Here is a 13,643-nt window from a genome sequence, read left to right on the forward strand (position 1 = left end):
CCTAGCTGGTGTAATCCTTCAGCGCAGCACCTGCAGCCGACCGAATAAAACCGTGGTCGCTCGCCAATACCATGGCGGTTGCCCCAAGATCGGAGACGAAACCGAAGTCGGCCTTGCTGGTCGGCAGCATCATCAGGGGAACGCCGGCATCGCGCGCCGCCGCAGCGACCCGCCCGCTGATCTCCGCCACTTTGGCACCGGCTTGCGGATCGCCACCGAATGACGCGGCCAGGTCGCCCCGACCGACGAACAGCGCGTCGATGCCCTCGACCCGGGCAATATCGCCGGCCTTGTCGATGGCATGCTGGTCCTCGATCATGGCCACCACCGCAACCCGGGCATCCTGCTGTTCCATGTGGCCCGTCGGCCCGACGCTGCCCCAGGTGCTGGCGCGCGTCAGCCCGGCAAAGCCACGGCTGCCGCCTGCATAGCGGCTGGCACGCACGATGGCTTCTGCCCGCTCCACCGACGTCACATGCGGCACCATTATGCCCATGGCGCCGCAATCCAGGGCCGAGAGGATATTGGCAGGGGTGAATTCGGCGACGCGCACCAGCGGCGCGATGTTGGATGCACGAGCCGCCAGGATCATGAGGTCGGTCATGGCGCGGTCGAGCGGCGCATGCTCCTGGTCGATGATCACGAAGTCATAGCCGATCGGTCCCAGCATCTCGATGACCTGGGTGGTCGGCAGCTTGAGAAATGTCCCGAACAGGCGCTGGCGCTTGAGCAGGCGGTCACGGAACGACGTAAAGGCTGGGCGCGGTTCGGTCATGTCGGTTTCCTCGTTTCGGTCCTTGTAGTGAGGTACCGCGCCATTGCCCTGCTCGAACCCACGCCATTTCTTACCGCGAAACGCCAGGTCCGTTTCTGTCGGCGAAACGGTCCGGCAATCCTGTTGCTCCGCGCACCCCCGAATGCGAGCCCAAGGGACATATGTTTCAGGAGCGAAAGCTTGGCCGACCCCACCATCATCAGTTGCGCCGTGACCGGCAATATCACCACGCTCGCGCAGACGCCCTATCTGCCGGTATCGCCCGAGCAGATCGCCAATGCGTGCCTTGAGGCCGTGCGGGCGGGCGCGGCGATCGTGCATATCCATGTCCGGCATCCCGATGGACGGCCTAGCATGGAGATGCAGCATTACCGGGAAGTGGTCGAGCGCCTGCGCGCGGCGGACGAGGACGTCATCATCAACCTCACCACCGGGCCCGGCCAGCGCTTCGTTCCCAGCCCGGACGATCCGAGCGTTGCCGCGCCGGGAACCACGCTGATCCGGCCCGAACCGCGCGTCGCGCATATAGCGGCATTGCGGCCGGAGCTGTGCAGCCTCGACCTCAACACCATGTTCTCGGGCTCGTCGGTCGTCATCAATACGCCCGACAGTGTGGCCGTGATGGCCGATATGATACGGACATCGGGAGTGCGCCCGGAGCTCGAAGTGTTCGACACCGGCGACATCCAACTCGCCAATCACTTCATCGAACAGGGAAAGCTCGATACGCCCGCCCTGTTCCAGATCGTGCTTGGAATCCGCTATGGCGCGATCGCCACGCCCGAAACGCTGAGCTTCATGAAGTCGCTGCTGCCGCCGGGCTCCCATTGGGGTGGCATCGGCATCGGCCGCTGGGAATTTCCGATGCTGGCGCAGTCCTGGCTGCTGGGCGGCCATGTCCGCGTCGGGCTCGAGGACAATATCTATCTCGAAAAGGATGTCCTGGCGGAAGGCAATGCGCCGCTCGTCGAGAAGGCCGTCCGCATCATCCGGGATCTTGGTGGAACGATCGCGACGCCCGGCCAGGCGCGCGAAATCCTGAACCTGAAGCGGCAGGGTCCCATCCCGGCCTGAACAAGCAGGGCGGTTCCGGCCCGCAATTCAACGACAAGGAGGCAGACATGTACGTGCAGAGCGATCCACGATCCACCCTGGCCAAGGAGCCCAAATCCACCGCCCGGGTCCATGATAGCTTTTTCGGCTCCCAGCTTGCCCTGTTCTACGAGACCGAGCCACAGGCCAGCGACAGCAATGGCGACACCTGGATCAGCCGTGGCCAGAACTTCATCGTCGCCTATAGCAGGGGGGAGGCGGGCGGCAGCTTCGCGCGGGTCGCCCAGCCCGACGAATATGCTCTCATCATTCCGGATCGGGAAACCAGCGTCGAAATCACCACAGCCGATGGCACGACCACCGTGCCGGGCTATTCCGTCGCCTTCATCCCACCGGGCGACAGCACGATCAGGCTGTTGACGACAGGCACGATCGTCCGCCTGTTCACCCCAAAATCGAGGGATCTGGCCGCCGCCGCCGCCAATGCCGAAGCCTTTGCGGGCACCCATCCCAATGTGCCGCCATTCGAGCCCTGGCCGGAGCCGCCGGGCGGATTGACCCTAAAGTGGTACACACTGGACGTGCCTGATGATCCAGACCGGTTCGGCAGGATTTATCGCTGCACCACCTTCATGATCAACTATCTCACCCCGCGCGTCGGCCCGCGCGCCCGTGACAAGGTTTCGCCGCACCACCATGACGATTTCGAGCAATGCTCGCTGGCGCTGAGCGGCGCCTTCACCCATCATCTGCGCTGGCCATGGACGACCAATATGAATGTGTGGCGCGAGGACGAGCATCTGTTTTGTGCCTCTCCCTCGATCTGCGTCATACCGCCCCCCTCGATCCACACGACGACGGCCGAGGGACCGGACGTGAACCAACTGGTCGATATCTTCTCGCCGCCGCGCATGGATTTTTCGGCCAAGCCGGGCTGGGTGCTCAACGCCGACGACTATCCGATGCCGGAGCGCTAGGCGATCGTCGTCCCGGAAGGAACGACCGCGCCGAGTGCCGGATCGACGATCAGGACCACCTTGCCGATCTGCCGGTTCTCGTCGAGAATTCCATGGGCCTGCCGCACTTCGGCCAGCGGCAGCGCCTGATGAATGCGGGTGGTCATGCGGCCATCCGCGAGCAACGGCCAGGCGCGATCCACCAGTTCACGCGCCAGCCTGCCCTTGTAGGCGGGCGGGCGTGGCCGCAGGGTCGATCCGGTCAGCGTCAGCCGCCGGCGCACGATCTGGCGCAGATCGATCTCTCCCAGCGCGCCCTGATGACTGGCGATGAGCACCAGCCGACCGTCGAAATCCAACAGGTCGAGTTGCCGTTGCGTGGCTGGCCCCGCCTGGCCATCGAGGATGACATCGACGCCCTGCCCCACGGTCAGTTGCCGGATGTCATCATCCCAGGCGCCCTTGTAGTCGAAGGCCGCCGTGGCGCCCGTCGCCAGGCAGACGGTTCGCTTTTCTTCCGTTCCGGCAGTGGCGAAGACCTTCACGCCGCAAAGCTGGCTGGCAATCTGGATGCCGGCCAGACCCACGCCGCTGGTGCCGCCGTGAACCAGCAGAGTCTCGCCATGCTGGAGCCGCGCCAGCCAGACCAGGTTGTTCCAGGCGGTCATGAAAACTTCGGGCAGCGATGCCGCTTCGATAAAGCTCAGGCCGCCTGGGACAGGCATGCACTGTACGGCCGGCACCACGCAATATTGGGCATAGCCACCGCCATTGACGAGGGCGCAGACAGGCATGCCGACCATTGCCGCGTCAACGCCGGGCCCGGCTTCCTGCACGATGCCGGCAACATCCAGCCCCGGAATATCGCTGGCCCCGGCCGGCGGCGGATAGAGGCCGCGCCGCTGCTGCACATCGGGCCGGTTCACCCCTGCGGCCACGACGCGGATGAGCACTTCGCCCGCGCCGGGCACCGGGCATGGCCGCTCGACCAGCCGCAGCACTTCGGGGCCGCCGGGCCTTTCGATCTCGACAGCCTGCATGGGATGCGTCAGTCCGCCAGCCCGACCAGCCGTGCCGGGTTCGTGGCCACCATGGTATGGACATCGGCCTCGCTGAAGCCCAGAGCGAGGCAGAGCTTGATCGCCTGGCGCATGCCCTCGACCGGGGTTGGACTATTCACCTGCCCCAGATCGGACCCGATCGAGGAATGGGCGACGCCGGCCGCCTCGATATGCTCCTTGAGCTCCTGGGGGGAATAATAGTTGAAGCGGGAGTCGATATAGAGCCCGGCCGATTGCTCGATCAGTGCGCCCTGTTGGGCCAGGTCCCTGATATCGTCGTAGCTGAAATGCAGGCCATACATGGGGTGGTTGACCAGCAGGCGCTTGACGCCCCTGCTGCGTGCCTCGTCGAAGAGCCTGCAGATTTCCCAGACATGAAGATGCCCGGACGACAGGATAGCGTCGAATTCGGCAATCAGGTCGAGGATCTGCTTCACCTCGTCGAGGACATTGCCATAGCCATCGAGCGGTGACAGGCCCGGGGAGCTCCGCAGCTTGACATTGGAGGCCAGGCGCACCTTGCCATGCGCGGTCCTGATGTGATTGGCCGCCTGGGCGGTGGGCATCCAGATCAGCTTGGCGCCCATCTTCAGCTGGGCATCAACGACGAAGGGATTGAGCCCACCGGTCGAATTGTTGAGCACAAGGCCGCTATACATGTGGAAGTCGGGCTTGCCGAGCAGGCGGTCCATCATCGGAATGAACGGCGCCACCGAATAGTGATGGTCCTTGAACAGCACGCCGCGCATCCCTGCCGCTGCCGCTTCTTCGGCCGCTTCCATATGATCCAGTTGCCGCGGCATGGTGGAAGGACCGGAATGGACATGCAGGTCCAGCGCGCCCTTGAGCAGCCGATTGGCTGTCGCGTCATCTATGCCGGCGATCAGCGCCCTGACCTGTTCCCGGTTCTCGTTCAACTCTTCCGCCGAAGGCATGTGGCTTCTCCATCCTGTTTGGCCTTGGCCTAAGATTGACTCCCGAATCCAACAACCTATAGTCCGGCTTGTTTCGCTGCTCGGAACGCAGACAACGCGATAGAGAAGGACTTTCCATGGGCATCCGGGCGATCGAACGGGCAATGAACGTTCTGGAAGAGCTGAACCTGCAGCCGTTCAACACAATTGCCCATCTCCACGCCAAGACAAAGCTGCCCAAACCGACCCTGGTGCGGATCCTCAAGACGCTGGAGCAGGCGGGCTATGTGGAGAATGACGTCCGGCAGGGCGGCTACCAGGTCACGGCCCTGGTGACCTCGCTCAGCTCGGGTTTTCACAAGGGTCCCCTGGTGGTGGAGGCCGGCCGCGCCTGGGCCGTGGCGATCACCCGCCAGCACAAATGGCCGATCGCCATCGCCCTGCCGGATCACGACGGCATGGTGGTGCGTTTCAGCACCGTTCCCGACAGCCCGATGTCCCCCTTCCACAGCACCGTGAACCGGCGCCTCTGCATGCTCACGCGTGGACTGGGGCTGGCCTATATGGCGTTCCTCGAAACGGAGGAATTCGACCTCATCATCGATATTCTCAAGCGGTCGGACGACCCGGAAAATGCCCTCAGCCATCATCCACGCGAGCTCAGCCGCATCGTCGAGCAGGTGCGGAATGCCGGCTACGCCACGCGCTCCTCACTGGTCGAGCCGCGGAACTCCAACACGATCGCGGTGCCGATCATCAGCGAGAACGGCCGCGTGCTGGCGAGCCTGGGCCTCACCTATTTCAAATCGGCCTTCGATTCCGAACAGGAAGCCTGCTCCCGCTACGTCCCCATCCTCAAGACGGCCGTCGCAGCCATTTCCGAAGACCTGTCGCGCCTCTCCACCAGCATCGCCGTCGACATCAATACCACGGCCATGGATTAGGCAAAATCGACGCAGGCGCCCCCATCGGGATTTCGGGGGCCTAACGCGCGGGCACGAGAATCCGCCGCAACGCTCCGTCCTTCTTGATGAACTGGTGGTAGAGCGCGGCAAGCACATGCACGGCAATCAAGGCCAGGAACACGGGCTTGCCCAGCTTGTGGATGTCGCCGAATTCATCCGAGACGTAGACGGTGAGCAGGCCGAGCACCGGCATGGCCACCAGCATCAGATAAAAGGCCCAGTGTACAAGTTTGGCGGCCCAGCCCATCCAGGTCGGGGCCGCAACCGGATGCGGCGGGACGCCTTGCGTGAGCCGCACGCCCAGTCTGACCAGGACAAGCGCCAGGATGGCGATGCCGAACCAGTAGTGACCGATGCTCGCTGCGAAATCGACGCCGGAGGATGTGGCGCCTTCCTCGGCTGCTTCTCGGACATTGGTCATGCCTTCGCCGAACAGCAATTGGAATGCCACGAGTGCTGCAATCACCCAGTGCAGCGTAATCTGCAGGGTGGAATAGCCGGGGGCGTGTCGCTCGTTCATTCAAAAACCTCACCGTGGCTCACGCGACAAAAACGTCCGCAATCGATCAGCCTAACACGTCTTTCTGTCCTAAAGACCGAACCTGACCCCAAGCTGAAGGCTATTCGAACCTGCCGATCGGCAGTTCGAGCAGCTCATCGCCGTGACGCAGGATAAACAGGGCATCGAGGCCATTGGCTTGGGCCAGTGCGGGCCCCTCGTTTTCACCGGCAACGAGCAACGCCGTCGCCCAGGCGTCGGCCAGCATGGCGTTGGCCGCCAGCACACTTACGGCGGCCAGAGAATTGTCCAACGGCTGCCCGGTGCGCGGGTCCATGGTGTGCGAGACGCGTCTCCCATGGTGATCGAGCGCGTGGCGATAGTCGCCCGACGTGGCGATGGCGACATCCTGTAGCGAGATTGCCGATATGGGCGCCCGATCGGTCCGGTCGGGCCGCTCGATAGCCACCTGCCATGCTGCGCCGTCCAGCCGCCGCCCCCTGGCCCGGAGCTCCCCGTCGATCGAAACCAGGTAGTCTCTGATGCCGGAGGCTTCGAGGCACCGGGCCAGTTGATCAACGCCAAAACCCTTGGCGATGCCGCACAGATCCAGCTCGATAGGCGCATGCCGCCTCATCCGGATGTTGCGGCAATCGAGCTCGAGCACTTCGCCCGCGGAAGCCGGCCGGTCATGCGAAAGGGCTGCAATCGCCGCATCATCAGGAGCAGAACGCTCGGGGCCAAAACCCCAGGCGTTGACGATCTTGCCCAGGCCGATATCGAAGGCACCATTGGAGCGGCGCCCGATCTTGAGACCGGTCTCGACGACTTCAAGCAGATCTGCGGGAACGGCAACCCAGGTGACGGCCGGGGCTGCGTTGAACCGCGAGACATCGGACGCAGGCCGCCAGTTGGACATCTGCTGATCGACTGCATCGGCGGCGGACTGCAGTGCGCGCTGCACGAGAGAGAGATCGATGTCGGCCGGGGCTACGAAGACCGCGGAGTACCGCGTCCCCATCGTCAGCCCATTCAATGCGTGGCGCACGTCAGCTGGCGCCCAGCTGACGACCGGCGAAGCGGTCCACCTATCCATGACTTCAGTAGACATCTTCGAGATACCTTCCCATGCTTTTGAGGCTTTGAGCGCTGTGTCCGAGTGGCGCGAGGATATCGTCGAGCGCGGTGCGCACGCCGCCGGCCATGTCCTGGCCGCCGCAGACCATGATGCGGGCGCCCTGGGCCACGAGGTCGCGGATCGCGCCGACATCGTCCCGCAGGCTCTGCTGCACATAGCGACCGCCGACCGTCCGGGAGAAGGCGGGCGTAAAGCGCGCCAACCGGGCATCGTCCAGGCACTCGGCCATATCCACCGCGTAGAGGAAGTCCGATCGCGGATCCCGTCCGCCCCAATACAGGTGTACCGGACGATGGTGCCGATTGTGGCGGATGAAGCCGGCCAGTGGCGCGATACCGGTGCCGGCGCCGATCATGATGAGGGGCGAGAAGCCGCGTCCGGGGCGGAAATCGGGGTTGGATCTGACGAAGACCTCGATGCTGTCGCCCGGCGTCAGGGCATGCAGGAACTCCGAACACAGGCCGCCTGTCTGCTTGCGCACACAGATCTCAAGCACACCGTCCCGGCTGGCACTGGCCAGCGAATAGTAGCGCGGGATGGCGCTGCCCGGCGGCAGGATGCCGACAAGATCGCCGACCTCGAAACGCGGCAGGCGCCTGCCAAACCCGCGCCATGTGGACAGGCCGCCGCGCTTTGCCCCTGGCATGGCGAAGCGCAGGACGCTGGTCGGTGCCTGGACTTCGATGCCGTAGTCGTCGCGATCCACCAGCTCGAGCCTGGTCGTTCGCGGCAGGCTTGGCGTGTGAACCAGATGCAGCGGCGCACCCAGCCGCATGCCGGTTTCGACGCCCCATTGCGCAAAGGACTGCGACGACTGCCGGTCGATCGCGGCCCATGGCTGAAGCTGGTCCATCCCCGTAGCGAGTAGCGCAGCGCCGACATCGTCGGCGAACTGGCAGAAATGGGGGAAGCTGCGATCGCCAAAGCCCAGGACGGCAAAGGCCAGATCTGGTGTTGGCTGGAACCGTTCCAACCGCGACAGGAACCGGCTGGCGCTTTGTGGTGCTGCACCATCACCATAGGTCGCGGTCAGCACGAACATGCGACGGGCTTTGCCATAGTGGCGGGCAAGGCTGTTCATCGGCGCGGTATGGACGCGGTGCCCGGCCAGGGTCAGCGCATCGTGCAGAACCTTGGCAAATCCCCAGGTCGAATTGCCTTCGCTGCCGACCAGGATGATGGTGTCGGCGGCGCCGCCCGCAACATTGTGCTTGAGCCGCGGCTGGTTGCGGCGGCGCGACCACCAGATCAGCGCGCCGCTGACGCTCATTACCGGCACGGTAAGCGCTGCCAGCCCCAGCATCAGGCCGAGCCACGCGATGCCCTGACCGGTATGGAGGGTATAAAAGGCTTCATAGACTGTCTGGCCGACGCTGTTGGGGACAAATCCCAGCATGGCGCCGCTCGCCTGATCGACGAAACCCTGGCCGGCATTGGTGGTGATGGTGAACACATCGGTCGGGTCGCCCTGCGCCGGGAAGACCAGTTCGCGCAGTTGTGCCAGTGGCAGCGCCTGCAAGGCGGCGAGGGTCGAAACCGGTGCGGGGGTGCCGCCATCGACAGTCGTGGGAAATGGGATGAAGCCGTCCTGCCCGGTCGAGACGAGGCCGATGCTGACAAGCGACATATAGGCGCCGGTGAGACCGCTGAGCAGCAGCGCGAGCAGCGCGATGCGGCCGATATCGACATGCAGGCGCTGCTTGAAGCTACCCTTGGCGACGCCCAAGACCTTGGGCCAGCCGCCCAGGCGCGTGACGAGCAGCAATCCACCCGAGATCGACAGTACCAGCATGGAAAGTGCGGCAAGCCCGGCGACGACATGTCCGCCTTGACCAAGGAAAAGCGAGCGATGCAGTTCGGTCATGAAGGCAAAGACCGGCGAGGTTTCGTACGGCCCCAGGGCGGCGCCCGACGAGGGATCGATGCGCGTCGCGGTCTGCCCCCCCGAACCATCGGAATAGGCGACGACGGCGCCCGAAGCCTGCCTGACGATCCTCGACACGGTGGGGAACTGGCGAGCAACCGCGTCGGACAAGGCGGCGACGTCGAGTTGCGCAGCCGCCGTACCCGCCTGCCACTGGGCGATTGCCGGCTGCAGCGACAGGAAGGCGCCACTGAGGGCCATGAACATCACCAGCAGACCCGCCAACAAGCCGGGAAAGGAGTGGATACGACGCAGCATGGCACAAACTCCGAACGCTAGAAGGTCACGGTGAGGCTTTGCACATAGCCGGCGCCGGTCGCCGCGACGCCGGAGCTGGCCTGGGCCAGCGGCATGACGATATCGTTGGCATATTCGCCGCCGTTCTCGACGGCACTGTCGACGTGGATCTGGTAGCCGGCGTCGATCATGGCATCGGCGACGCTGGCATGGACGGTCAGTGTCTGGCCGGCTCCCACGCTGGCACCCGAGATGCCATCGATATTGCCGCCGGCAGCGGCAATGCCGCGCACCCAGTTGCGCAGGTGACGGTAATAACGCTGGTTCTGCCCGGCGACCCAAAGCGTGGAGTCATAGCTGCCGTCAGGCTTGGTCACATAGATCGCGAAGAACGCATTGGGGCCACGGTAGCTGGCGATCTTGGCCTCGATGGTCAGGTCCTTGGCATAAGCGAGGCTTGGTACTGCCAGCGCGGAGGCCAGGACGAGGGCAGCGGCTATCTTCTTCATATTCGTGGTCCCAATCGGGTTATCGACGAGGCCCATAGACATGAGGAAGCTGACAGCAGCCTGAAATCGGACCACTATTGCCTTCAGCTTCGCGTCAGCCGCTGCTGCTAAACGACGTCGGACAGAAGGGGGCATACATGCGGGTATTGCTGATCGAGGACGACCACGTGTTGGGCGCCGCCATCCGCGACCACATTGCCTCCAACGGGCATGGCGTGGACTGGATGCAGCGGCTGGACGACGCGAGACTGGCGCTTTCGACCATGACCTATGAACTGGTGCTGCTCGACCTCAACCTGCCCGACGGTCGGGGGCTCGATCTGCTGCGCGAGCTGCGCGCGGCCCGCAATCCGGTGCCGGTGATCATTACGACAGCACAGGACCAAGTCGCGATCCGCATCGAGGGCCTCAATTCCGGTGCCGACGACTATCTGGTCAAGCCGTTCGACCTCAGCGAAATGAGTGCCCGCCTCGCGGCCGTCGCCCGCCGTTCGTCGGCCAACCCGCTTCCCGTCGTCACCATTGGACCAATCACGCTCGATCTTGCGCGCAAGGTTGCGATGGTGGACGGCAAGTCGGTCGTTCTGACCGCCCGCGAATGGGTGGTACTGCAACGATTGCTCAGCCATCGTGGCGCTATCGTCACGAAGGGCGACATCGAAAACTCCCTCTATGCCTTCGGCGCCGAGGTGGAGAGCAATGCCGTGGAAGTCTATGTGAGCCGGCTGCGCAAGAAGCTTGGGCGCGATTTTGTCAGTACGGCGCGAGGCCTGGGATACCAGGTTGCAACATAGGCATGGCCAGCTTTTCCATTGCTCTGCGATTGTCGCTCGGCTTGGCCATCGGCACCGGCCTGCTTTGGGTCGGCGCTGCATCAATTTCTGCCAGCGTCATGCGCCACGAGCTCAATGAGGCGTTTGACGAGACGCTGCAGCAGAGCGCCTACCGCCTCCTGCCGCTCGCCATTCACGATGTGCAAGAACTGGAGCAGGATGAAACCCATCAGGTGCCAGGCCTCGATGAGCCTGGCGACGAGAACTACTTCACATACTTCGTGCGGGATCGAAACGGCCGCACCATAGTCCGCGGTGACAATGCGCCGCCTGACCTGGCCGAGGTGACGCTGCAAAACGGGTTTTCCGAAGTCGACGGCAGACGCCTGTTCGCTATTACCGACGAGCGGTCCGGCTATGGGATCGTGATCCTGGAAAGCTCGGACCACCGAGACAAGGCGCTGGTCGAGAGCATCGCTGCGCTCGCCTGGCCGTTGCTGGGGCTTATTCCCCTGATCGCTCTGGGTATCTGGGTGGCGATCCGGTTGGCGATGCGCCCGGTGGAAAGGTTGCGTCGAGACATCGAGCGTCGGGATGGCCGCAACCTTGCCCCACTGAGCATCGAGGGACACCCCGTTGAGCTGGCCCCCATCGCGCAGGCGGTGGCCAGCCTGATTGAGCGCCTCAAATCGGCAATGGATGCAGAGCGCAGCTTCGCGGCTAGCAGCGCTCATGAACTGCGAACGCCCATTGCCGGTGCCTTGGCACAGACGCAGCAACTTGCCCTGGAACTAGGCCAGGCGCCGGGCTACGAAAGGCTTCAGGAAATCGAGCTGGCATTGAAAAACCTCGCGCAATTGGCCGAGAAGCTGCTGCAGCTTTCGCGGCTCGATGCCGGCTTTGCGCGTTCCGACAGTGCCATAGACCTGATGCCGGCACTTCGCCTGGTCGTTCGCGATTTCCAGGCAAACTCAAGGATCGGCATGCGACTGCAGCTGGTGCTGTCGCAATCCGCAACGCTCGAGGCACCGATCAATATCGATGCATTTGCCATTGCCGTGACCAATCTGATCCAGAACGCGGACCTGCACGGCGTGGATGACCAGCCGATCGTCGTATCAGTCGACCGGCCCAATATCCTGAGCGTATCGAATGGCGGTCCCGTCGTACCAGGCGATATCCTGAGCAAGATTGGACAGCCGTTTCAGCGCGGTTCCACTTCAACCAGTGGTACAGGCCTTGGTCTGTCCATCGTTCGCTCCATCATGGAGCAGACAGGCGGGGCGATGACCCTGCGCTCTCCTGCAACGAGTCGTGCAGAAGGCTTCGAAGCGACTCTCGAATGGCCTCCGACACCAAGACCACCAGCTTGAACCGCGCCTATACTCATATCGAGATCTGGCTTGGGTAGGGGCGAATTTCATTCCATCCTTGCGGAAACTGCTTTTTCGCAACAGCGTTGTCGATCGAAGTTGGAATGATCACCTCGCTGCCTACCTGCCAGTCCGCGGGTGTAGCGATATGTTTGGCACGCCCGGCTCTCCCATATTCACGACCTGTTCCACCTTACAGTCGAGGCACATGCCCGGTGAAGTGAGGTTCAGGCACCCGGATAGATGTGGTCCGGCCAACGTTCGACCAAGGCCCATGTGGCCCCGCACTTTGCCATGCGGGGCCACTCTGTTTGCTATTGGATGACGACGATTGGCGCTCCCCACGTCACTCGATCATAGAGATCGATGACATCCTGAAACAATAGGCGGACGCAACCACTGGATACGGCTTGCCCTATCGAGCGGGCATCCATGTTCCCATGCAGCCGGTAAAGTGTGTCCTGGCTGCCTTGGTGGATATAGAGGGCCCGAGGTCCGAGAGGGTTTTCCAGCCCAGGCTCCATACCGTGGCGATACGGCTCAAGTTCGGGCTGCCTGTCGATCATTTCCGATGGGGGGGTCCATGTCGGCCATTCCTTTCCATAGGCAATATGACCGCGTCCGCCCCAGGCGAAGCCCTCCCGACCGATACCGACGCCGTAGCGCATGGCGCGACCGTCCTGGAGCGTCCAGAATAGGAACCGATTGGGTGTGTCGACAACGACCGTCCCGGGCGCTTCGCCTGTGGTGTTGGTGACTTCCTGCCGCCAGTAGATTGGATCGATAAGCTCGATCTGGGCCGCGGGAATAGGGAACCGTTCGCTGGGAATGGGCCCATACATTGCGAGATATTCGGGCGGAATTGCAGGCGTAGCTTGTGGCGTCGGTTTAGGAACAGGTGCGGTTGTAGCGCATCCGGCCAGAGTCAGGCCAGCCAGGCTCGTGGCGCCGAGCATAAAGCTGCGACGCCTCAGAAGGGTCGTATCGATCATTTTGAATGCTTTCAGGCGGTCATTGGCCGCCGGTGAGGTTTCGCGAGATGACGGAGTTCAGGCGACCGTAGATCTTGGCGGGCGGAACTGACCGGCAAAAACCTCAAACAGAGCAGACTGATAGTCTCGACTGTCCCAGCCTTGAGGGGTGTCCCCAAAACACATTCCGGCCGCGACGGGGAAAAGCATCGGGGAAACGTGACATTGTATGCTCTTGCCGTTCACCTTGCGGCTGCACGGCTTGAACGCAACCTTGTGGTGCACCCCGGCAGTCGGCGTCAAACAGGTGCCATCGTCCAAAGACTCAACGATTGGCGCAGACAAGTTATCGGCAATGGATGCCGCCATCACAGGCGATACCACATTGGCAAACGCCATGAGCAGAGCGACGATGACAAGCAGTCGTTTCATTGTCAGCCCTGGTAGGATGGTTTGCAGACCGTAGCCAATCAGTAATTGGTGAAAGCCCGAGTA

14 protein-coding genes are annotated in these 13,643 nt (G+C 63.1%); 5 read left to right on the forward strand and 9 right to left on the reverse strand.

Annotation, left to right across the window (positions count from 1 at the left end):
- Position 1: 1 nt before the first annotated feature.
- Positions 2 to 775: an aldolase/citrate lyase family protein gene (locus ASD04_RS11395; protein WP_056256762.1), complete on the reverse strand. Its 774-nt coding sequence runs from the start codon at positions 773 to 775 to the stop codon at positions 2 to 4.
- Positions 776 to 955: 180 nt separating this feature from the next.
- Here ASD04_RS11395 and ASD04_RS11400 point away from each other — a divergent pair, with 180 nt between their 5' ends.
- Positions 956 to 1,849 carry a 3-keto-5-aminohexanoate cleavage protein gene (locus ASD04_RS11400; protein ID WP_056256765.1) on the forward strand — a complete coding sequence of 298 codons (894 nt, stop codon included), beginning with the start codon at positions 956 to 958 and terminating at the stop codon, positions 1,847 to 1,849.
- Between the two features lie 47 nt (positions 1,850 to 1,896).
- Positions 1,897 to 2,805: a hypothetical protein gene (locus ASD04_RS11405; protein ID WP_056256767.1), complete on the forward strand. Its 909-nt coding sequence runs from the start codon at positions 1,897 to 1,899 to the stop codon at positions 2,803 to 2,805.
- Here the strand turns inward: ASD04_RS11405 and ASD04_RS11410 are convergent.
- A complete protein-coding gene (locus ASD04_RS11410; protein ID WP_056256770.1) occupies positions 2,802 to 3,824 on the reverse strand; it encodes an NAD(P)H-quinone oxidoreductase in 1,023 nt (340 codons plus the stop codon). The two genes, ASD04_RS11405 and ASD04_RS11410, sit on opposite strands and share 4 nt — an antisense overlap.
- Before the next feature lie 8 nt (positions 3,825 to 3,832).
- The gene (locus ASD04_RS11415; RefSeq protein ID WP_056256783.1) at positions 3,833 to 4,780 is read right to left on the reverse strand and encodes a DUF6282 family protein; all 948 of its coding nucleotides are present in this window, start codon (positions 4,778 to 4,780) and stop codon (positions 3,833 to 3,835) included.
- 116 nt (positions 4,781 to 4,896) lie between these two features.
- Between ASD04_RS11415 and ASD04_RS11420 the strand changes: the two genes are divergently transcribed.
- Entirely contained in the window at positions 4,897 to 5,703 is an 807-nt protein-coding gene (locus tag ASD04_RS11420) for a DNA-binding transcriptional regulator (RefSeq protein WP_056256786.1), read from the forward strand.
- 40 nt (positions 5,704 to 5,743) lie between these two features.
- Here ASD04_RS11420 and ASD04_RS11425 read toward each other — a convergent pair whose 3' ends face one another.
- The 4 genes from ASD04_RS11425 to ASD04_RS11440 form a co-directional block, all read right to left on the reverse strand.
- Positions 5,744 to 6,244 carry a cytochrome b gene (locus tag ASD04_RS11425; RefSeq protein ID WP_056256789.1) on the reverse strand — a complete coding sequence of 167 codons (501 nt, stop codon included), beginning with the start codon at positions 6,242 to 6,244 and terminating at the stop codon, positions 5,744 to 5,746.
- Positions 6,245 to 6,344: 100 nt separating this feature from the next.
- Positions 6,345 to 7,319: an FAD:protein FMN transferase gene (locus ASD04_RS11430; protein ID WP_056256791.1), complete on the reverse strand. Its 975-nt coding sequence runs from the start codon at positions 7,317 to 7,319 to the stop codon at positions 6,345 to 6,347.
- Positions 7,320 to 7,323: 4 nt separating this feature from the next.
- Positions 7,324 to 9,543, reverse strand: a complete 2,220-nt coding sequence (locus ASD04_RS11435) for a PepSY domain-containing protein (RefSeq protein WP_056256793.1) — start codon at positions 9,541 to 9,543, stop codon at positions 7,324 to 7,326.
- 17 nt (positions 9,544 to 9,560) lie between these two features.
- Positions 9,561 to 10,031, reverse strand: coding sequence for a DUF2271 domain-containing protein (locus tag ASD04_RS11440; protein ID WP_056256796.1), 471 nt, complete (start codon positions 10,029 to 10,031; stop codon positions 9,561 to 9,563).
- Positions 10,032 to 10,168: 137 nt separating this feature from the next.
- On the opposite strand from ASD04_RS11440, the gene ASD04_RS11445 reads away from it, so the two are divergent.
- Positions 10,169 to 10,825 carry a response regulator transcription factor gene (locus ASD04_RS11445; protein WP_056256799.1) on the forward strand — a complete coding sequence of 219 codons (657 nt, stop codon included), beginning with the start codon at positions 10,169 to 10,171 and terminating at the stop codon, positions 10,823 to 10,825.
- Positions 10,826 to 10,827: 2 nt separating this feature from the next.
- On the forward strand, positions 10,828 to 12,177 hold the full coding sequence (locus ASD04_RS11450) for an ATP-binding protein (protein WP_056256802.1): 1,350 nt from the start codon (positions 10,828 to 10,830) through the stop codon (positions 12,175 to 12,177).
- 314 nt (positions 12,178 to 12,491) lie between these two features.
- On the opposite strand, the gene ASD04_RS11455 is transcribed toward ASD04_RS11450, so the two are convergent.
- Together ASD04_RS11455 and ASD04_RS11460 are read right to left on the reverse strand one after the other, a co-directional pair.
- Positions 12,492 to 13,169: a L,D-transpeptidase gene (locus ASD04_RS11455; protein ID WP_056256805.1), complete on the reverse strand. Its 678-nt coding sequence runs from the start codon at positions 13,167 to 13,169 to the stop codon at positions 12,492 to 12,494.
- A 57-nt stretch (positions 13,170 to 13,226) separates the two neighbouring features.
- Positions 13,227 to 13,580, reverse strand: a complete 354-nt coding sequence (locus ASD04_RS11460) for a hypothetical protein (protein ID WP_056256808.1) — start codon at positions 13,578 to 13,580, stop codon at positions 13,227 to 13,229.
- Between the last annotated feature and the right edge of the window lie 63 nt (positions 13,581 to 13,643).

It is taken from the genome of Devosia sp. Root436 (assembly GCF_001426345.1).
GTDB lineage: Bacteria > Pseudomonadota > Alphaproteobacteria > Rhizobiales > Devosiaceae > Devosia.

Excerpts from the sequence above, each read along its gene's own strand:
- ASD04_RS11415 (WP_056256783.1), bottom strand. The coding sequence starts at position 4,780 with ATGCCTTCGGCGGAAGAGTTGAACGAGAACCGGGAACAGGTCAGGGCG.
- ASD04_RS11430 (WP_056256791.1), bottom strand. The coding sequence starts at position 7,319 with ATGGATAGGTGGACCGCTTCGCCGGTCGTCAGCTGGGCGCCAGCTGAC.
- ASD04_RS11420 (WP_056256786.1), top strand. The coding sequence starts at position 4,897 with ATGGGCATCCGGGCGATCGAACGGGCAATGAACGTTCTGGAAGAGCTG.
- ASD04_RS11455 (WP_056256805.1), bottom strand. The coding sequence starts at position 13,169 with ATGATCGATACGACCCTTCTGAGGCGTCGCAGCTTTATGCTCGGCGCC.
- ASD04_RS11395 (WP_056256762.1), bottom strand. The coding sequence starts at position 775 with ATGACCGAACCGCGCCCAGCCTTTACGTCGTTCCGTGACCGCCTGCTC.
- ASD04_RS11450 (WP_056256802.1), top strand. The coding sequence starts at position 10,828 with ATGGCCAGCTTTTCCATTGCTCTGCGATTGTCGCTCGGCTTGGCCATC.
- ASD04_RS11460 (WP_056256808.1), bottom strand. The coding sequence starts at position 13,580 with ATGAAACGACTGCTTGTCATCGTCGCTCTGCTCATGGCGTTTGCCAAT.
- ASD04_RS11410 (WP_056256770.1), bottom strand. The coding sequence starts at position 3,824 with ATGCAGGCTGTCGAGATCGAAAGGCCCGGCGGCCCCGAAGTGCTGCGG.
- ASD04_RS11435 (WP_056256793.1), bottom strand. The coding sequence starts at position 9,543 with ATGCTGCGTCGTATCCACTCCTTTCCCGGCTTGTTGGCGGGTCTGCTG.
- ASD04_RS11425 (WP_056256789.1), bottom strand. The coding sequence starts at position 6,244 with ATGAACGAGCGACACGCCCCCGGCTATTCCACCCTGCAGATTACGCTG.
- ASD04_RS11445 (WP_056256799.1), top strand. The coding sequence starts at position 10,169 with ATGCGGGTATTGCTGATCGAGGACGACCACGTGTTGGGCGCCGCCATC.
- ASD04_RS11440 (WP_056256796.1), bottom strand. The coding sequence starts at position 10,031 with ATGAAGAAGATAGCCGCTGCCCTCGTCCTGGCCTCCGCGCTGGCAGTA.
- ASD04_RS11405 (WP_056256767.1), top strand. The coding sequence starts at position 1,897 with ATGTACGTGCAGAGCGATCCACGATCCACCCTGGCCAAGGAGCCCAAA.